Origin of the sequence: Streptomyces sp. UNOC14_S4 (assembly GCF_020740835.1) — a bacterium.
GTDB lineage: Bacteria > Actinomycetota > Actinomycetes > Streptomycetales > Streptomycetaceae > Streptomyces.
The window spans coordinates 1-17,900 of record NZ_JAINFC010000008.1 but is presented as its reverse complement, the minus strand read 5'-3'; the positions used below and the strand labels follow the sequence as shown (position 1 = coordinate 17,900).

Genomic DNA, 17,900 nt, shown 5'->3' with positions numbered 1-17,900 from the left:
GGGCATACACGTGCCCACCCGCGGCCGCGCCGGTATCCCCGCTCTTCATAGGGGCAGATCATGGATCTGCCCCATCCGCTCAGGAGGTACCTGGGCGCCGGCGAAGAGCTATGACCGGGAAGGACCGGAGGATCATTGTGGCGCTGACGGTCTGCCGGGCAGGAGGGGCATGCGGGTCGGGTACGAGGCGCCAGTGCGAGGCGACGGCGGCGAGGACGAGGGCGGCTTCCGCCATGCCGAAGGTGTCACCGTCCCTCCGGCCTCTGGTCAGCAGATACGAGGGAGCTGTTCGCCGACCGGCATGTCGATCACGCGACGGGCGCCGACGGCTGTGCGCATGACGACGCGTCCGGGGTGCCCGTCGGCAGGTGCCACCTCTCCGATCCTCATCGCTCCGCTGCCCTCGGGCAAGGAGCGCATGACCGCCAGTGCCTCGTCGGCCACGGCGGGCGACACGAAGGCGGCCATGCAGCCCTCGTTGGCCACGTGCAGCGGGTCGAGCCCGAGGATGTCGCAGGCCGCCGCGACCGGTTCCGGGACCGGTACGGCGCTTTCGTCGATCTCCACTGCCACGCCCGAGGCGTGGGCGATCTCGTTGAGCGCGGCCGCGAGTCCGCCCCGTGTGGGGTCGCGCAGGGCGTGCACCTCGCCGCCCAGGCCGGCGAGCGCGGCTACGAGGCGATGCAGTGGACGGGTGTCGGAAGCGATGTCGGCTTCGAAACCGAGCCCCTCGCGCGTACTGAGCACGGCGGTGCCGTGCAGGCCGATGGGACCGGACAGCAGGACGGCGTCCCCGGGGCGGGCCGCCGCCGCGGACACGGACAGTCCGGGGAGGCGCCTGCCGATTCCGGTCGTGGTGATGAACACCTTGTCGGCCGCTCCCCGGCCGACGACCTTGGTGTCCCCCGTGATCACCGGCACGCCGGCTTCCTGGGCCGCCTTGCCCAGCGAGCGGAGAACGGCCTCCAGGTCCCCGAACTCCAGCCCCTCCTCCAGGAGCAGTGCCACGGACAGGGCCACGGGTCCGGCTCCGCGCATCGCCAGGTCGTTGACCGTGCCGTGGACGGCCAGCGAGCCGATGTCCCCGCCGGGGAAGAAGAGCGGGCTGACGACGAAGCCGTCCGTGCTCATGACGAGGTCCCCGCTGCCCGGCAGCAGGGCGGCGTCCTCCAGCGGACCCTCCCGGCCGTCGCCGAGAACGGGGAGGACCAGGGACTCCAGCAGCTCGGCGGTCAGCCGCCCGCCGGCTCCGTGGCCGAGCAGGACGCGTTCGTTCTCCGCATACGGCAGAGGACATGTGGTGGTCATGCCGGGCTGCCTTTCGCGGACACGGCGGCGGTTCGCCCGGCGGTTCGTCCGGCGGCGTGGAAGGCCGCGCAGGTGCCCTCGGCCGACACCATCGGGGCGCCGAGGGGACGGCGGGGAGTGCAGCGGGTGCCGTAGGCGGTGCAGTCGGTGGGGAGCTTGGCCCCGATGAGGATGCCGCCCGCGATGCACTCGGGATGTTCGGCGGAGTGCAGGGTGTCGACCGCGTAGCGCCCGGCGGCATCGAACGCGGCGAATTCCGGGCGGAGTTCGAGGCCGCTGCGGGGAAGTTCACCGACGCCCCGCCAGGCCCGGTCGGTGACCTGGAAGACCCGGGCGACCGCGGACTGCGCCTCGTCGTTCCCCGTGCGGCGTACGGCGCGCACGTACTGGTTCTCGACCTCGGCCCTGCCCTCTTCCAGTTGCCGGACGGCCATCAGGATGCCCTCCAGCAGGTCGAGGGGTTCGAATCCGGTGACGACGACGGGGACGCGATACCGGGCGACGATGGGCTCGTACTCGGTCCAGCCCATCACCGCGCACACGTGGCCCGCCGCGAGGAACGCCTGGACCTCGCACTCGGGGGAGTCCAGCAAGGCCGTCATGGCGGGCGGTACGAGGACGTGGCTGACCAGCATCGAGAAGTTCCGCAGCCCGAGGCGGGCGGCGTGCAGGACGGCCATGGCGTTGGCGGGCGCCGTGGTCTCGAAGCCGACGGCGAGGAAGACGACTTCGGACTCCGGGTGCTCCTCGGCGAGCTTGACCGCGTCCATGGGGGAGTAGACGACGCGTACGTCCGCCCCGCGTGCCCGCAGCGCGAGGAGGTCGGTCTGCGATCCGGGGACGCGCAGCATGTCGCCGAAGCTGGTGAGGATCACGCCCGGCCGGGCGGCGACGGCCATGGCCCGGTCGAGGGTCTCCAGCGGGGTGACGCAGACCGGGCAGCCGGGGCCGTGCACCATGCGCATGCCGGCGGGCAGGAGTTCGTCGATGCCCTGGCGGACGAGGGTGTGCGTCTGGCCGCCGCAGACCTCCATGATCCGCCAGGGGCGGGTGGCGGTGCGGCGCAGCTCGTCCAGCAGGCGCCGGGCGAGCAGCGGATCGCGGTATTCGTCGAGGTACTTCACGCGGTTGTCCTCACGCTCGTTCGACGGTCAGGTCGAGGAAGTGGGCGGAGCAGGAGATGCACGGGTCGTGGTTGCGGATGGCGCGTTCGCACAGGCGGGTCAGCCCGGCGTCGGTGGCGTCGCCGTGGGCGAGCCGGTCCTGGACGATCCGCCGCAGGTCCTCCTCGATGGCGCCCTGGTTCTGGGAGGTGGGCGGGACGAGGCGGGCGTCGGTGACGATCCCGTCCGCGTCGAGGACGTAGCGGTGGTAGAGGGTGCCGCGCGGGGCCTCGGTCGCGCCGTGGCCGGTACCGGCTCGCGGCGGTACTTCCACGGCCGGGCGTGGCGGCGGCTCGTAGGTGTCGATCAGGCGCAGGGCCTCCTCGATCGCGTACAGCACCTCCACGGCCCGGACGACGATGCTGCGGAAGGGATTGCGGCACACACCGTCGAGGCCCGCGGCACGGGCGGCTTCCCGTACGGAGGGCGGGAGCAGGTGGCCGCTGATGGCGTACCGGGCGAGGGAGCCGGTCAGGTGCCGGCGGCCGTCGAGCCGGGCCTGGAGCGCGGTCGAATACGGCACCTGCTCCTCCACCACGTGGGCGGTGAAGTCCCTTACGGGGAAGGCGCGCGCCTCCTGCCCGTCCCCGTAGGGGAGGACGGTGGGGGTGCCGCCGTCGATGGCGTACGTGCCGGGTTCGGCGAGTGCGAACAGGTCGGCGTCGCATGCGGCGTCGGGGAAGTCGAAGCCCGCCACCCAGCGGACGGTCTCCTCCGCGTCGTCACGCGCCCGTCGCAGCCGCTCGGCCAGCGGGCGCAGCTCGGAACGGGTGGGGGTGCGGTGGAAGCCGCCGACGCGGACGTTGACGGGGTGGATGGAGCGGCCACCCAGGAGTTCCAGGATGGCGTTGCCCGCCTGCTTGATCCGCAGGCCCCGTTCGACGTCCGCGCGGCGGTCGCGGGAGAGGTGGATGGCACTGTCGTAGCCGAGGAAGTCGGGGGCGTGCAGCAGGTGGATGTGCAGGGTCTGGCTCTCGATCCACTCGCCGCAGTACAGCAGGCGCCGCAGTGCGGCCAGTTGACCGTCGACGGTGACACCGCAGACGTCCTCGATCGCCCGGCAGGCGCTCATCTGGTAGGCGACCGGGCAGATGCCGCAGACCCGGGAGGTGATGTCGGGCGGTTCGGTGTGCCGGCGCCCGCGCAGGAACGCCTCGAAGAACCGGGGCGGTTCGTAGATCTTCAGCTGGGCCGCGGTGACGGTGTTGGCGTCGACGGTCAGATGGAGTGCTCCTTCGCCCTCGACGCGGGCGAGGGAACCGACGTGCAGGACGCGCGAACCACGGTGTGTCACGGCTGCTCCCCGTCCGGCCGTGGAGCGGCCCAGCGGTGCGGGGCTTCCTCCGTGGTCTCGATCTCGGCGAACTTGGCGACGTTGAACGTGTGGAGGATCCGCAGCACGTCCTCGTCGCTCATGCCGTCGCTGCGCAACAGCGGGATCATCGCGGGCATGTTGACCGAGCCGGACGGGCCGAAACAGCCGTAGCAGCCGCGCCGGTAGGACGGACACAGGGCGCCGCACCCGGCGTGGGTGACGGGCCCCAGGCAGGGGGTGCCGTGGGCGACGGTCACGCAGGGGGTGCCGCGCCGCTTGCATTCGAAGCAGACGCTGTGGCGGGGGATGTCCGGCCTGCGTCCGGCGAGGAACGCGGTGATGACCTCCAGCAACTGGCCGCGATCGATGGGGCAGCCCTGGAGTTCGAGGTCGACGGGGACGTGGGCGGCGATGGGGGTGGAGGTGGCGAGGGTGTCGACGTACTCGGGCCTGGCGTACACGATCTCGCGGAACTCGTCGACGTCCGCGAAGTTGCGCAGCGCCTGCACGCCCCCGGCCGTGGCGCAGGCGCCGATGGTGACGAGCGTGCGGGACTCGGCGCGGATGCGGCGGATGCGTTCGGCGTCCTCCGCCGTGGTGACGGACCCCTCGACCAGCGACAGGTCGTACGGCCCCGGCTCGACCGCGCTGGACGCCTCCAGGAAGTAGGCGATGTCCATCTCCCCGGCCAGCGGGAGGAGCTCGTCCTCGCAGTCGAGCAGGGTGAGCTGGCAGCCGTCGCAGGAGGCGAACTTGAAGACGCCGAGCCGGGGGCGGCGCGGAGCTGTGGCGTCCATGGTCACAACTCCCGCACGGAGAGGAGGGGCTCGGCACGCCCGTAGCCGACGACGGGGCCGTCGCGGCACAGCAGCAGGGGACCGAGCTGGCAATGGCCGCAGTGGCCGGTGGCGCAGTGCATGTTGCGTTCGAGGGAGATCAGGATCCGGTCGGGGGCCAGGCCGCGGGCGAGCAGTTCGCGGGCGGTGGCCCGGATCATGACCTCGGGCCCGCAGACGAAGGCCGTGGTTTCGGCGGGGGAGAAGTGCGCGTCGTCGAGCAGGGTGGTGACGACGCCGACCCGGCCTCGCCAGTCCGCCGACGGGCGGTCGACCGTGACGCCGCGGTACGGCCTGGCCCAGCCGTCGAGCTCGTCCCGGTAGAGCAGGTCATCGGGGGTGCGGGCGCCGACGAGGACGTTCAGCCGTCCGTGGCCCTGCGGTGCGGCCAGAGCCGAGTGCACCACAGGACGCAGGGGAGCGAGACCGATGCCGCCCGCGACGACGAGCAGGTCGTCCCCTGCGGCCGACGGCAGGTCCCAGCCGGTGCCGAACGGCCCGCGCATCCCGACCACGGCCCCCTGCCCCAGCCCGTACAGGGCGCGGGAGACCGCGCCGACCGCGCGGACGGTGTGCAGCAGGCCGCCGTCGGGGAGGATGCCCGCCACGGAGACCGGGGCCTCGCCGATGCCGAACGCGTAGATCATCGCGAACTGGCCCGGTGCGAAAGGCGACAGCGCCTCGTGCACCGGCTCCAGGCGGAAGGTGACGGTGTCGGCGGTCTCGGGACGGGTGTCCACCACGCGGTAGGGAAGGGGAACCGCCGTCACCGCGGTTCTCCGCTCCCGTACGGGCCGTACAGGTCGAGCAGGCGCGTACGGGCGGACCGCAGCCGGTGGCCGATGGTCCCGACGACGTAGGTGAGCAGCGCGTGATCGACCGCCGGGTCGCGGTCGCACAGGTCGAGGACTTCCTGGGCGTCGAACTCCCAGGCACGCACCGGGCTGACGGCCTCGGCACCCAGATGCCACTGCCGGGGCGGGCACACCCAGGACCAGCCCAGCAGTTCCCCGGACCCGATGGTCTCGACGACGGCCCGCTGCCGGCCGGGCACGTGCAGGTCCAGGGCCACGCCGCCGGTGTGGACGACCCAGAAGCGGTCGGCCTTGGACCCCTCCTCGAAAATGCGGGTCCCGGCAGGGAACGACACCTCACGGCCGAGAGCCGTCAGCCGGTCGCGGTGGTCCTTGGGGATGGCCGAGAAGAGGCCGGTCCTGATCATGACGAGCCGTCCTTGCCGAGGGCCTCCTGGTGGAGGGCGTGGGCCTCTTCGGTGATGTCGATGGCGACCGGGCACCACACGATGCACCGGCCGCACCCGACGCAGCCCGAACTGCCGAACTGGTCGTACCAGGTGCCCAGTTTGTGGGTGAGCCACTGCCGGTAGCGGCTGCGCCCGGACGCCCGGACGGGGCCGCCCTGGAGGTGGGAGAAGTCGAGGTCGTAGCAGGATTCCCAGCGGCTCCAGCGCTCCGCGTGGTCACCGGTGAGGTCGGTGACGTCCTCGGTGGTGGTGCAGAAGCAGGTGGGGCAGGCCATGGTGCAGTTGCCGCAGGTCAGGCAGCGGGAGGCGACGTCGTTCCAGCGCTCCGCGTCCAGTGTTCCCGCCAGCAGCGCCCGCAGGTCCACCTCCGGCATGGTGCGGCCCATGCGGCCCGCGGCGGCCTCGACCGCCTCGCGGGCCGCGGTGCGGGTGACGGAGTCGGCGGCCCGGCGCGGCAATCCGGCCAGGACCTCGGCCCCTTCGGGCGTCCCGGCGCGGGCGAGGAAGCGGTGCCCGGCACCGTCGAGCACCTCCGTCATCGCGATGTCGTACCCGGGCCCGGCGGCCGGGCCGGTGCCCATGGAGACGCAGAAACAGGTGGCTCCGGGCTCGGCGCACTCCACGGCGATGAGGAAGGCGCCGTCGCGCCGGGCCTGATAGGCGTCGTCCTTGTGCCGCCCGCCGGTCAGGACCCGGTCCTGGATGGCGATGGCGCGCAGATCGCAGGGCCGTACGCCCAGGAAGGCGTACGAGGCCGGCTCGTGCCGCTCGGGCCGTACCGTCAGCTCGCCGTCGGGCCCGCGGTCGGCGGTCCACTGGCGCACGCGCTGCGGGAGCAGGAAGTTCTTCCAGGACTGGGGGCCGGCGCTGTGGGCGAACGCCGCCTCGTCGCCGCGCCGGATCACCCGGTAGTGACCGCCCTCCAGCTCCACGCCCCAGCCGTAGGGAAGCTCGGCGGCGGACTCCAGCTCGGCCAGGACGATGGCGCCGTCGCGCCGCGTGGGGCCGACCACCGTGCGGCCACGCGCACGGAGGACCTGCACGAGTGCGTCGAGCCCGGCACGGTCGAGGACGCAGGCCGTGTCCTTCGGGCCCGCAACGTCGTGCGTCGTGGTCGCGGAACCCATGGTCTCTCCTGTCCGGTCGGGCGCGGCAGCGGATCGGTCCCCGGCGAGGCCGAGCAGCGTCCGCTCGGCCGGCCGGGGCGGACGCGAGTCGTCGACCCGGTACGTCAGCTCGTCGACGACCGGGGCGACCCCGTCGACCTGTTCCGTCAGCCGCAGCAGCACCGAGACCTCGCCGCGCCGTTCCAGCTGTCCTCTCAGCGTGACCACACCGTCCCGAACCCGCACGTCGAACGTGGCGGGAGTGAGCCACATGGTGCCCACGACGATGTCGGCGATCACCTCGCGGCGGATGCCCAGGTTTTCCGGCTCTGTTCCGCTTCATGGTCATCGTGGCCTTTCCCTCGGGCCGTGCCGCGTTCTCAGCGCAGTCGCCGCAGGTACGGGTCGTGCGCGTGGCGCGGCACGAGCCGGATGCGGGCGTCGAGTGCCGTGACGCCGTCCGGGCTCGCCACCACCGGGTTGAGGTCCGCCTCCGCGAGCTGCGGCAGGTCGCACGCCATCCGGGACAGGCGCAGCAGCAACTGCTCCAGTGCGCCGAGGTCGACGGGGGCGGCGCCGGGGTGGCCGGACAGCAGGCGGGCGCAGCGCGGCGAAGTGATCAGGTCGTCCACGTCGTAGGTGGTGAGCGGGGCGAGCCGGGCGGCGTGGTCGGCCAGCACGTCGGTCGCGGTGCCGCCCTGGCCGAAGAGCACGAGGGGGCCGAAGACCTCGTCCTGCACCGCTCCGGCCACCAGTTCGAGCACGGGGGACGCCTGCGGCTGGACGACCACTCCGGAGAGCTTTTCGCCGAAGCGGGCCGCGAGGTCGCGGTAGGCGCCCCGTACCTCGTCGTCGCCTTGGAGATCGAGGCGGAGGGCGCCCTCGGCCGTCTTGTGCACCAGCCCCGGCCAGTGCGCCTTCAGCACGGCGCGGCCCCGTGGCCCGGCGAGCCGCCGTGCCGCCGCGACGGCGGCGTCCTCGTCGCACACCCACTCCCAGGCGATCTGCGGAATGCCGTAGTACCCCAGGAGCCGCGCGCACGCGGTCGGGTCCAGCCAGCCGCCCTCCGGGTGCGCGGCGAGCCAGGAAGCCACCTCGGCCCGGGCACGTCCGGTGTCGGCGCCGGGCGGTTCCGCCGCCTCCGCCCGCGGTCGTGCGCGCCACCGGGCGTAGGTGACGGCGTATGCCAGGGCGCGGGCGGCGTCCTGCGGGTCGGCGAAGGCCGGCACGGTGCCGTCGGCGTCGGCCGCCAGCAGCTCGACCCGCGCGGGCTGTTCGAGGAGCACGGCCGCCGTGGTGACGGAAGCGCGGCCCGGGCTGTGGGTGAGCGCCCGCACCAGGTCGTCGCCGGTGGCCGCCGCGAGGGCCGTGGGCACGAACACGCCCAGGACGGCGTCGACGTCGCGGTGCGCCGCCAGCCGGTCGAGGCAGGCGCGCAGCTCCTCCTCGGAGACGGCCGCGGTGGCGTCGACCGGGTTGCCGACGGTGGCCCCGTCGGGCAGCACCGCTGCCAGGTCGGCCGCCAGCCCGGGTTCCGGTGGCCGGATCCTCAGTCCCGCTTCACTGCAGGCGTCGGCCGCCAGCACGCCGGCACCACCGGCATTGGTGACCACGACCACCGAGTCGCCGGTCGGCAGCGGCTGGGAGTGCAACAGCGCCATGGCATCGAGCAGTTCACCGAGGCTCCGGGTGGCGATGATGCCCGCCTGGGTGAAGAGCGCCTGCCGGGTCATCGTGGGCGTGGCGGCCGCGGCCGTGTGCGAGGCCGCGGCGCGGCGGCCGGCTTCCGAGCGCCCGGCGTCCACGGTGAGCACCGGCATCCGGTGGCCGACCCGGCGGGCGGTGCGGGAGAAGGCCCGGGGGTTGCCGAAGGACTCCAGATGCAGGACGGCGAGGCCGGTGCGCCCGTCGCCCTCCCACCACTGGAGGAGGTCGTTGCCGCTGACGTCGTACTTGTCGCCGAGCGAGACGAAGGAGGAGACGCCGATGCCGAGCCGGGACAGGCCGCCGAGCAGGGCGATGCCCACGCCGCCCGACTGCGCGGCGACGCCTGCCGTGCCGGGCAGCGGGCCGCGGGCCGCGAAGGTCGCGTCCAGCCGGATGCCCTGCTCGGTGTTGGCCAGACCGAGGCAGTTGGGGCCGACCAGCCGCATCCCGTACCGGCGGCAGGCCGCCCGCAGGGCCGCCGCCTGGGAGGCATCGAGCCCCGAGGTCACGACGAGCAGCGCCCGTACGCCGCACCGGCCGCACTCCTCGGCGACGGACGGCACCGCGGCGCAGGGCACCGCGACGACGGCCAGCTCGGGTGGTCCGGGCAGGTCCGAGACGGCCGCGTGGCAGGGGAGACGCTCGATGACCTGCGCGTGCGGATTGACGGCGTGTACGCGGCCGGTGAATCCGCCGGCGCGGAGGTTGCGCAGGATCGCCCGCCCCACCGAGCCCGGCCGGCGGCCCGCGCCGATGACGACCACGGACCTCGGGCGCAGCAGCGGCTCCATGCTGGCGACGTCGGCGGTCCGGCCCCGGGCATCCAGGGCGGCCAGATAGTCCTCGTCCCGCGACAGCCGGACCGTGACGTGGACCTCCGGGCCGTCGAAACGCCGGGTGAGCGGCAGGCCGAGATCCGCGAAGACCCTGAGGACCGGATAGTTCTCGCTGAGCGCCTCAGCGGTCAAGGCTTCCAGCCCGTCCGAGCGGGCGGCATCCACCAGGTGCTCCAGCAGCAGGGTGCCGACGCCACGGTGGTGCCACTCGTCGGCAACGGCCAGGGCGACCTCGGCCCGGGCCGGAAGCGCGGGGTCGGCGTGGTACTCGGCGATGCCCGCGATCTCGCCGCCGCCCGCTTCCGCGAGCAGCGCCCGTTCGCCCGGCCGCCCGCCGGTGCACACCCGGTCGGCCGCTCGCTGCTCGTTGCGGGAGCCCGTCGAGAAGAACCGCAGGCGCAGGCTCTCGGGAGACATCCGCCGGTACATCCGCAGGACGGCCGCGTGATCCTCCGGCACCGCCTGCCGGACCCGCACGGTCGCACCGTCCGTCAGCAGGGCGTGCACGGGCGGTGAGGGCCGCTCCAGGGTGTTCTCCATCCTCCCGCCACCTCTCTCGGTCACCTCCAGCGTCGGCCGGGGCCGGCTCGGACGGATGGGCCGACCGGGCACGAGGTGGGGCCGACCGGCCCAGCCCGAGGAGCCACCGGCTACTCGGGTCCGGTGACCGGGAGCGGCTCGCCGAGCTCGCCCTCCACGGCGTCGGCCATGGCCCGCAGCACGCCCAGGGTGCGCTGCGCCTCGGCCTCGTCGACCGTGGTGATCGCGAATCCGACGTGGACGACGACGTACATGCCGACCTCCGCCTCGGGCGTATAGGCGAGGCACGCCTCGCGGCGGACCCCGCCGAAGTCGACCGTGGCCACCCTCAGCCCGGCCCGGTCGTGGATCTCCAGGACCTTGCCCGGAATGCCCAGACACATCGCGCTCACTCTCCTTCGACACCGATGCGGACGGCGGCGACCGCCGCCTGTCCGTAGCTGATACCGCCGTCGTTGACGGGTACGGCACTGCCGACGTGGACGCGAAGTCCTTGCGAACGCAGCAGAGTTGTGATGTCCGTGAGTAGGCGGACGTTCTGGAAGCAGCCGCCGGACAGGCACACCGTGCGCGGCGCTCCTGCCTGGACGGCCCGTTCCACGAGGGCGCCGGTCGCCTCGGCGACCGTCTTGTGGAATGCGGCCGCGAGCCAGCTGGCCCGCTCGCCGCTGACGGCTCTTTCGAGGAGGGCGACGAGGGTGGGCACGGGGTCGTACACCCACACGCCGCCGACCGGAACCAGTCGCCAAGGCAGCGCTTCGACGCGCGTGTTTCCCGCGGCCGTTTCGAGGGCGACGGCCGCTTGGCCCTCGTACGTCGCGTCGTCGCCGAAGCCGAGCAGGCTTGCCGCGGCGTCGAAGAGCCGGCCCGCACTGGACGCCCGTGGGCAGTTGACGCCGCGCTCGACCATCGTCCTGACCGCGCGCACCTCGCGCGGATCGAAGCGCTGCGTGAACGAACGGATCAGTGAGGCGGGTGGGGGCAGCGTGCCCAGCGGCTCGGCGCCGTAGAGGTAACCCATTGCCATGCGCGCAGGCCGGCGCACGGCCGCCGCGCCCCCGGGCAGCGGCGCCGTGGCGAACCGGCCCACCCGCCGGTACCGGGCCAGATCGGCGACGAGGATCTCCCCGCCCCACAGAGTCCCGTCGTCACCGAACCCCAGCCCGTCGTAGGCGACCCCGATGAACGGCCCGCGCACCCCGTGCTCGGCAGCGCAGGCCGCGACGTGCGCGTGGTGGTGCTGCACGGCGATCCGCCGTTCCACCGGGAGGGCCCGGGCCCACTGGGTGGACAGGTAGCCGGGGTGCAGGTCGTGGGCCACGGCGCGCGGCTCGATGCCGGTCAGCCGGACCAGGTCGGCGTACGCCGCCTCGAAGGCTTCGAGTGTGCCCGCGTCCTCCAGATCCCCGGTGTGCGGCCCGAGGAGAACTCTCGTCCCTTCCGCGAGGGCGAAGGTGTGCTTGAGCTGCGCGCCGGCCGCCACGAGCGGCACCGCGGCCGCTGTGGGAAGCGGCAGCGGCGCGGGCGCGAGCCCGCGGGCACGGCGCACCGTGAGGACGGCACGCCCCGCCGGGCGCACCACCGAGTCGTCGTAGCGCGCGCGGATCGGCCGGTCGTGGGAGAGGAAGCCGTCGGTGACGTCGGCCAGGGCGTTCCTGGCCGCCGCGTCGTCGATCGCGATGGGTTCGCCGGAGCGGTTGCCGCTGGTGACGACGAGCGGTCTGCCGAGGTCGTGCAGCAGCAGGTGGTGCAGGCCGGTGGTGGGAAGGAACAGGCCGATGTGGTCGGTGCCCGGGTGGACGGCGGGCACGACGCCGGAACGGCGACGGGCGGTGAGCAGCACGACAGGCCGGGCGGGTGATGTCAGTGATGTCAGCGTGGTGCGTGCGCCGGACGGAAGACGAGCCAGCCGGTGGACGGCCTCGACGTCGCGCACCATCACGGCGAACGGCTTGGCCGGCCGCCGCTTGCGCTCGCGCAGCCGGGCGACGGCATCGGCGTTCGTGGCATCGCACACCAGCTGGTAGCCGCCGAGGCCCTTGACGGCGATGACGGCGCCTTCGCCTGTCGCGGTCACGGCCGCGCGGAGTGCTGCCTCGTCGGAGAGCCCGTCCCAGGACAGCTGGGGCCCGCAGGCGGGACAGGCGACCGGTTCGGCGTGGAACCGACGGTCGCCGGGGTCCGCGTATTCGGCGGCACAGGGCGCGCACAGCGCGAAGTGCCGCATGGTGGTCCGCTCGCGGTCGTACGGAAGGTCCTCGATGACGGTCGCGCGGGGGCCGCAGTCGGCGCAGTTGACGAACGGATAGCGGAAACGCCGGTCAGCCGGGTCGAACAGCTCCCTCACACAGGCGTCGCACGTGGCGGCGTCCGGAGGGATCTCCCGTGGCACGCTCCGGCCCGGAGCGTCCGAGCTGCCGCGCACGGTGAACCCTGAGCCAGGGGCGGGGGACGGTTCCGCGAGCGCCGCCGTTCCCACGCGGCGCACGCGGGCGAGGGGCGGGGCGTCATCCCGCAGCGCCCTGAGCAGGGTGCTCAGCGCCCGCGGCGACCCGGCCACGGACAGCTCGACATGGCCTCCGGCGTTGAGAACCCACCCGTCGAGTCCCAGGCGCGTGGCGACACGGTGGACGAAGGGGCGGAATCCCACGCCCTGAACCCTGCCGTACACCGTGAACACGCGTGCGACCCGCTCGCCTTCGATCGCATCCCCCGGGCCCGGCGGCTGCGCCCGCGGGGCGACCTGCCCGTTCACCTGCCTGCTCACCGGCCCGCTCACCGGCCCGGGACCTCGCCTCGGGCGGCGGCGTCGCGGTGCCGCGCGATGTCCGCTTCGATACGCTCCGCCAGCGGTTCCACCGCCGCGGCGACGGCCTCGGTGAGCCCTGTCCCCAGTGAGCTGTCGGAGCCCTCGACCGCGTACACGATCATGTGCCGGGGCATCCGGCCCAGCGATCGGGACAGCTCGACGGCTTCGCCGAGTCCGAGCCCGTGCGTGCTGGCTGCTCCCGGTTGCCAGGTCTCGTGCTTGTCCAGCTCCAGCCGGTGCACCCGCCCGGGGTGTCCCGGATGCGCGTGAGCGGCGTCCACGACCACGGCCAGCTCCGCGCTCTCCCACAGCCCGATCAGGCGGCCCGGGTCGCCGTCGCTCGACGACAGCGTGGTTCCGGCCGGCAGCGGCCGGTCCGCGGCGTGTGCCTGCAGCCGGGCGACGACCGCGGGGCCCACGCCGTCGTCCCGCCGGAACTCGTTGCCGACTCCGATGACCGCGATGCGGGTGGAGACCGCCATGTCGTCACTCCCTGCCTGGGCGTCCCGCTTCCGATGATCTCCGGAACGGGCCGTCCGCACGATCCGTGAGCGGGCAGAGCGGGCAGGGGCGCGTCCGGACGGGGTATCACGGACCCGCCTGGGTGACTGGCGTCTCCGGCCGGCGGCGGTATCTGGTCTCCTGAACGGGAGGACTGGAAGCGAGGACGGCCATGCCGGATTGGACCTGGGAGTACGCAGGCTACGACCCGCCCACCGAGGGGCTGCGCGAAGCGCTGTGCACGCTCGGCAACGGCTACTTCGCCACCCGCGGCGCGGCGCCCGAGAGCCCGGCCGGGCACGGCCACTACCCGGGCACGTACGCGGCCGGCTGCTACGACCGGCTGGTCTCGGCCGTGGCCGGCCGTGAGGTCGAGAACGAGGACGTCGTCAACCTCCCGAACTGGCTGCTCCTGCGCTTCCGGCTGCCCGGGGCCGACAGCACGCCGTGGTTCACGATGGACGACGGCGATGTCCTCGATCACCGGCTGGTCCTCCATCTGCGCGGCGGGATGCTGACCCGGACGTTCCGGTACCGGGTGCCCGACGGCCGGGTGCTGAGGGTGGAGCAGCGACGGCTGGTCCATATGCGCGACCCGCACATCGGAGCCCTGCGGACCGTCTTCACCCCGGAGGGCTGGTCCGGGCGGATCGAGGTGGAGTCCGGTCTCGACGGGGACGTCGTCAACGCCAACGTGGCCCGCTACCGGGACCTCGACGGCCGCCACCTCACGGGGTTCCACACCGGTACGGCCGAGCCGGACACGGTCTGGCTGCGCTGCCGCACCAGGACGTCGGACATCGGCATCGCCATGGCCCAGCGCACCACGGTCACCGGAGGCGCGCCGACGTCCGTGTCACAGGACGCGGTGGACCGTCTTGCCGTCCACCGCCTCGCGCTCGCCGTGTCCGACGGCCGGTCCGTCACCGTGGACAAGACAGTCGCGCTGCACACCTCCCGTGACCGTGCGATCAGCGACCCTTTCACCGCGGCATGCGAACGGGTCGCGGTGGCCCCGGACTTCACCGAGCTCCTGCGGTCGCACACCGTCGCCTGGGAACACCTGTGGCGGCGGGCGGACATCTGGGTGCCGGGGGAGGCGGGGCGCGTCCTGCGTCTGCACGTCTTCCACGTGCTGCAGACGCTCTCCCCGCACACGACGGGCCTGGACGTGGGGGTGCCGGCGCGGGGGCTGCACGGCGAGGCGTACCGGGGCCACGTCTTCTGGGACGAGCTGTTCGTCCTGCCGTACCTGAACCTGCACTTCCCGGAGGTGTCGCGGGCCCTGCTCAACTACCGCCACCGGCGCCTGCCGAAGGCGCTCCTGGCCGCGCGGCAGGAGGGCCGGGCCGGGGCGAGATACCCGTGGCAGAGCGGCAGCGACGGCCGTGACGAGACCCAGACGCTGCACCTCAACCCGCGCTCCGGCCGCTGGGTCGCGGACCGCTCCCGGCTCCAGCACCACGTCGGCTCCGCCGTCGCCTACAACGTGTGGCAGTACTGCCAGGCGACCGGCGACGCGAAGTATCTGCACACCAAGGGCGCGGACATGCTGCTGCAGATCGCCCGCTTCTGGACCGGCGGCGCTGTCTTCGACGCCTCGAACGGCCGATATCGGATCCGCGGAGTCGTCGGCCCCGACGAATACCACGACGCCTATCCGGAGGCCGGGGAACCCGGCATCGACGACAACGCCTACACGAACGTCACCGCCGCGTGGGTCCTCACCCGCGCGCTGGACCTGGTCCGGGGCCTGCCCGACCGGCTCCGCCAGGAGCTCTTCGAGCGCGAGAGCCTGGACGTCGAGGAGCTCACGCACTGGGAGGAGGTCTCCCGCCGCCTGCACGTGCCCTTTCACCAGGGCGTCATCAGCCAGTTCGAGGGCTACGGGGAACTGGCCGAGCTGGACTGGACCGCCTACCGCGAACGGTACGGCGACATCAGGCGGCTGGACCGCGTCCTGGAGGCCGAGGGCGACTCGGTCAACCGCTACCAGGCGTCGAAGCAGGCGGACGTGCTGATGCTCGGTTACCTCTTCTCGCCCGCCGAGCTTTCCGCGCTCTTCGAGCGGCTGGGGTACGAACTCACCGACGAGACCTGGCGCCGCACCGTCGACTACTACCTCCGGCGCACCAGCCATGGCTCCACCCTCAGCGGTCTGGTCCACGGCTGGGTACTGGCCCGGGCCCGGCGCGCCGACGCCTGGCGGTACTGCCGGGAAGCGCTCGAGGAGGACGTCGCGGACGTCCAGGGAGGCACCACCGCGGAAGGCGTCCACCTCGCGGCCATGGCCGGCACCCTGGACCTCGTACAGCGCGGCCTCACCGGCCTGGAGACCCGCGAGGACGCCCTCTGGCTCGACCCGGTGGAACTCCCCCAGCTCTCCGAGTTCGGCTTCACGATCCGCTACCGCGGGCACTGGGGGATCGGCGTACGCCTGTGCGGTGACCGGCTGACGATCAGCGTGCCGGACTCGGAGGAGTCCGCGCTCAGGATCGTGCTGCACGGCCGTTCGGCCACGATCCCGCGGGGGAAGACCGTCACTTTGACGCTGCGGCGGTGAAGGGAGCGGCAGGGAGCCGGTCAGGGCAACCCGATGCGCTGAGCCGGACCAGGGGCCGGCAATGCGGTGGCGGCGAAGGGGCCGGGCCTCGCACCATGGGCCGTGACAGCCATGACCCCCATGAACCCCATGACGGAGCGGACGATGCGAATCAGCGACGATCAGGCGTACCTGGACGAGCACGGGCGCACCTGTTACGAGGACGCGCTCTTCACCGGCGAGGTCGAGAAGTACGCGGACAACGGGCAACTAATAATGCTCTTCAGCTACGCCGACGGCATCGAACACGGGCCGCAGCGGGGGTGGTGGCCGGACGGGACCAAGCGGACCGAGGGCGTCACCAGGATGGGCGCCGCCGTGGGCGAGTGGCGGTACTGGCACGCCAACGGCCACCTGTCGGAGCTGGTCGTCCTGGACGAGCACGGTCGGGTGATGACGAGAAAGCGCTGGAACGCCGCCGGTGAGATCACCTTGGACAAAGCGACCCGCCGATCCGGCTGATCCGGGCGTCCCGAGGCGCTCAGGCCGCCGGGTCGAGGCGATGGCCGCAACGTGCGGGTGCGCAGGGGAACATGGCGAGAAAGCGATACCTGTTCGAGTGCCGGAATCATAGGCTGGAACTCGCGGCGAACGGGTCACGTTCGAGGAAGAGGAGCACGGCCCAAGGGCACGAGCATCACGGGGGAACGGTGATCCGGATCCTGCTGGCTGAGGACATGCACATGGTCCGGGGGGCGCTGGTCGCGCTGCTCGGTCTCGAACCGGACTTCGAGGTGGTCGCCGAGGTCGCGGACGGCAGAGGGATCATTCCCACGGTGCTGACCCTGCGGCCGGATGTCGCCGTCCTCGACATTCATCTGCCGGGTGCCAACGGCCTCGACGCCGCCCGGCGGTTGCACGAGGTGGCCCCCGACTGCAAGGTCGTCATCCTGACCGCCCTGGAGGAGCGGGGCACCGTCCGCAAGGCGCTCGACGCCCACGTCAGGGGCTTCCTGCCCAAGGACGCGCCGCCCGCCGAGCTCGCCGCCGCGATCCGGGCGGTGGTGTCGGGGCGGCGGGTGATCGACTCCCGGATACCTCCCGTCGCCTGGGAGAACGACGACGGGCCGGCCGTCCGGCCCGACAGGGACTGCCCGCTGACGGCGCGCGAGACCGATGTCCTGCAGCTCGCCGCCGACGGCAATTCCGCCCAGGAAATAGCGCGTGCCATGCACTTGTCGACCGGCACCGTGCGGAACTATCTGACGTCCGCCGTCACCAAACTCACCGCACGGAATCGGCTGGACGCCGTCCGGATCGCGAAGGAGAAGGGCTGGATCCGCTGAGGGTCCCGGGCCGGTCGGCTCGCGTTCCCTTCGCGTTCTCCTCGCATTCCCCCCGTGTGCCCTTTTCATGTTCCCTTGGTGATGCCGGTCCGGGGGGCGCGCCTGGCCTGGACCTTCGGCCGGGGGGTCGGGGGTTGTCCCCCGGGAGCGCGCGGTGCCGGGCATTCCGCGCGGATGAGGAACCGGCCCCGGCCCTCGGGGCCCGCGTGGAAGACTCCTCCCGCCTCCTCCAGCCGCCTGGCGAGGTTGCCCAGTCCGCCGTCCCGCCGGCGGGCCATACGGCGTCGTACGTCCGTCGGCGCACCGTCGCTCCACAGGGTCAGCACCAGCCGCTCTCCCGACGGGACGACGGTGATGCGGCACTCGCGTGCCGCGCTGTGCCGCAGGATGTTGGTGACCCCCTCCCGGACCACCGTGGCCAGGACGGTGCCGGTCTCCTCCCGCTGGGACGGACGGCCGTCGTGGATCCGTACGGCGATGTCCGCGGACTCCAGCACCCGGGCGGCCGAGCCGAGTTCGGAGGTGAGCGAGAGCATCCGGTATCCGTGGGCGACGCAGCGCATGTCGGCGAGGGCCTGCCGACATGCGCTGCGTCGCCCACGGATACCGGATGCTCTCGCTCACCTC

General features: G+C 73.0%; 15 protein-coding genes and 1 pseudogene. 3 read left to right on the top strand and 13 right to left on the bottom strand.

Translation table 11 applies throughout. The features are described 5' to 3' along the window. Positions 1-267: 267 nt before the first annotated feature. The 12 genes and pseudogenes from hypE to K6I34_RS01595 all read right to left on the bottom strand — a co-directional run bounded on the left by hypE (position 268) and on the right by K6I34_RS01595 (position 13,366). Positions 268-1,308 (bottom strand): hydrogenase expression/formation protein HypE, encoded by a 1,041-nt coding sequence (hypE, locus tag K6I34_RS01650; protein ID WP_229322165.1) that lies wholly within the window; start codon positions 1,306-1,308, stop codon positions 268-270. Beyond that, positions 1,305-2,432: a hydrogenase formation protein HypD gene (hypD, locus tag K6I34_RS01645; protein WP_229322164.1), complete on the bottom strand. Its 1,128-nt coding sequence runs from the start codon at positions 2,430-2,432 to the stop codon at positions 1,305-1,307. Before hypD ends, hypE begins: the two co-directional genes overlap by 4 nt. A 10-nt stretch (positions 2,433-2,442) precedes the next feature. Continuing rightward, positions 2,443-3,765 (bottom strand): Ni/Fe hydrogenase subunit alpha, encoded by a 1,323-nt coding sequence (locus K6I34_RS01640; RefSeq protein ID WP_229322163.1) that lies wholly within the window; start codon positions 3,763-3,765, stop codon positions 2,443-2,445. After that, positions 3,762-4,583, bottom strand: a complete 822-nt coding sequence (locus K6I34_RS01635) for an oxidoreductase (RefSeq protein WP_229322162.1) — start codon at positions 4,581-4,583, stop codon at positions 3,762-3,764. The genes K6I34_RS01640 and K6I34_RS01635 overlap by 4 nt, the downstream gene beginning before the upstream one ends. Before the next feature lie 2 nt (positions 4,584-4,585). Next, on the bottom strand, positions 4,586-5,392 hold the full coding sequence (locus K6I34_RS01630; protein ID WP_229322161.1) for an FAD/NAD(P)-binding protein: 807 nt from the start codon (positions 5,390-5,392) through the stop codon (positions 4,586-4,588). Continuing rightward, on the bottom strand, positions 5,389-5,844 hold the full coding sequence (locus tag K6I34_RS01625; protein ID WP_229322160.1) for a Crp/Fnr family transcriptional regulator: 456 nt from the start codon (positions 5,842-5,844) through the stop codon (positions 5,389-5,391). Before K6I34_RS01625 ends, K6I34_RS01630 begins: the two co-directional genes overlap by 4 nt. Beyond that, a complete protein-coding gene (locus tag K6I34_RS01620; RefSeq protein ID WP_229322183.1) occupies positions 5,841-7,013 on the bottom strand; it encodes a 4Fe-4S dicluster domain-containing protein in 1,173 nt (390 codons plus the stop codon). Before K6I34_RS01620 ends, K6I34_RS01625 begins: the two co-directional genes overlap by 4 nt. A gap of 108 nt (positions 7,014-7,121) precedes the next feature. Then, a pseudogene (locus tag K6I34_RS38165) lies at positions 7,122-7,292 on the bottom strand (BON domain-containing protein); the annotation flags it as partial. An 80-nt stretch (positions 7,293-7,372) separates the two neighbouring features. After that, positions 7,373-10,075, bottom strand: coding sequence for a bifunctional GNAT family N-acetyltransferase/acetate--CoA ligase family protein (locus K6I34_RS01610; protein ID WP_229322159.1), 2,703 nt, complete (start codon positions 10,073-10,075; stop codon positions 7,373-7,375). A gap of 110 nt (positions 10,076-10,185) precedes the next feature. Beyond that, positions 10,186-10,458 carry a HypC/HybG/HupF family hydrogenase formation chaperone gene (locus K6I34_RS01605; RefSeq protein ID WP_229322182.1) on the bottom strand — a complete coding sequence of 91 codons (273 nt, stop codon included), beginning with the start codon at positions 10,456-10,458 and terminating at the stop codon, positions 10,186-10,188. Positions 10,459-10,463: 5 nt separating this feature from the next. After that, positions 10,464-12,779: a carbamoyltransferase HypF gene (hypF, locus tag K6I34_RS01600; RefSeq protein WP_229322181.1), complete on the bottom strand. Its 2,316-nt coding sequence runs from the start codon at positions 12,777-12,779 to the stop codon at positions 10,464-10,466. A 71-nt stretch (positions 12,780-12,850) separates the two neighbouring features. Then, positions 12,851-13,366 carry a hydrogenase maturation protease gene (locus tag K6I34_RS01595; RefSeq protein WP_229322158.1) on the bottom strand — a complete coding sequence of 172 codons (516 nt, stop codon included), beginning with the start codon at positions 13,364-13,366 and terminating at the stop codon, positions 12,851-12,853. 191 nt (positions 13,367-13,557) lie between these two features. Here K6I34_RS01595 and K6I34_RS01590 point away from each other — a divergent pair, with 191 nt between their 5' ends. From K6I34_RS01590 to K6I34_RS01580, 3 genes are all read left to right on the top strand, one after another. Then, on the top strand, positions 13,558-15,948 hold the full coding sequence (locus K6I34_RS01590; RefSeq protein ID WP_229322157.1) for a glycoside hydrolase family 65 protein: 2,391 nt from the start codon (positions 13,558-13,560) through the stop codon (positions 15,946-15,948). A gap of 144 nt (positions 15,949-16,092) precedes the next feature. Next, the gene (locus K6I34_RS01585) at positions 16,093-16,449 is read left to right on the top strand and encodes a toxin-antitoxin system YwqK family antitoxin (RefSeq protein ID WP_229322156.1); all 357 of its coding nucleotides are present in this window, start codon (positions 16,093-16,095) and stop codon (positions 16,447-16,449) included. A 188-nt stretch (positions 16,450-16,637) separates the two neighbouring features. Next, entirely contained in the window at positions 16,638-17,273 is a 636-nt protein-coding gene (locus K6I34_RS01580) for a DNA-binding response regulator (RefSeq protein ID WP_229322155.1), read from the top strand. A 65-nt stretch (positions 17,274-17,338) separates the two neighbouring features. On the opposite strand, the gene K6I34_RS01575 is transcribed toward K6I34_RS01580, so the two are convergent. Further along, positions 17,339-17,836: a sensor histidine kinase gene (locus K6I34_RS01575; protein WP_229322154.1), complete on the bottom strand. Its 498-nt coding sequence runs from the start codon at positions 17,834-17,836 to the stop codon at positions 17,339-17,341. Positions 17,837-17,900 lie beyond the last annotated feature (64 nt).

Bases quoted from the DNA above. Each gene is read 5' to 3' on its own strand.
- hypE (WP_229322165.1), bottom strand. From the start codon at position 1,308: ATGACCACCACATGTCCTCTGCCGTATGCGGAGAACGAACGCGTCCTG.
- K6I34_RS01635 (WP_229322162.1), bottom strand. From the start codon at position 4,583: ATGGACGCCACAGCTCCGCGCCGCCCCCGGCTCGGCGTCTTCAAGTTC.
- K6I34_RS01625 (WP_229322160.1), bottom strand. From the start codon at position 5,844: ATGATCAGGACCGGCCTCTTCTCGGCCATCCCCAAGGACCACCGCGAC.
- K6I34_RS01620 (WP_229322183.1), bottom strand. From the start codon at position 7,013: ATGGGTTCCGCGACCACGACGCACGACGTTGCGGGCCCGAAGGACACG.
- K6I34_RS01610 (WP_229322159.1), bottom strand. From the start codon at position 10,075: ATGGAGAACACCCTGGAGCGGCCCTCACCGCCCGTGCACGCCCTGCTG.
- K6I34_RS01605 (WP_229322182.1), bottom strand. From the start codon at position 10,458: ATGTGTCTGGGCATTCCGGGCAAGGTCCTGGAGATCCACGACCGGGCC.
- K6I34_RS01595 (WP_229322158.1), bottom strand. From the start codon at position 13,366: ATGGCGGTCTCCACCCGCATCGCGGTCATCGGAGTCGGCAACGAGTTC.
- K6I34_RS01590 (WP_229322157.1), top strand. From the start codon at position 13,558: ATGCCGGATTGGACCTGGGAGTACGCAGGCTACGACCCGCCCACCGAG.
- K6I34_RS01585 (WP_229322156.1), top strand. From the start codon at position 16,093: ATGCGAATCAGCGACGATCAGGCGTACCTGGACGAGCACGGGCGCACC.
- K6I34_RS01575 (WP_229322154.1), bottom strand. From the start codon at position 17,836: ATGCGCTGCGTCGCCCACGGATACCGGATGCTCTCGCTCACCTCCGAA.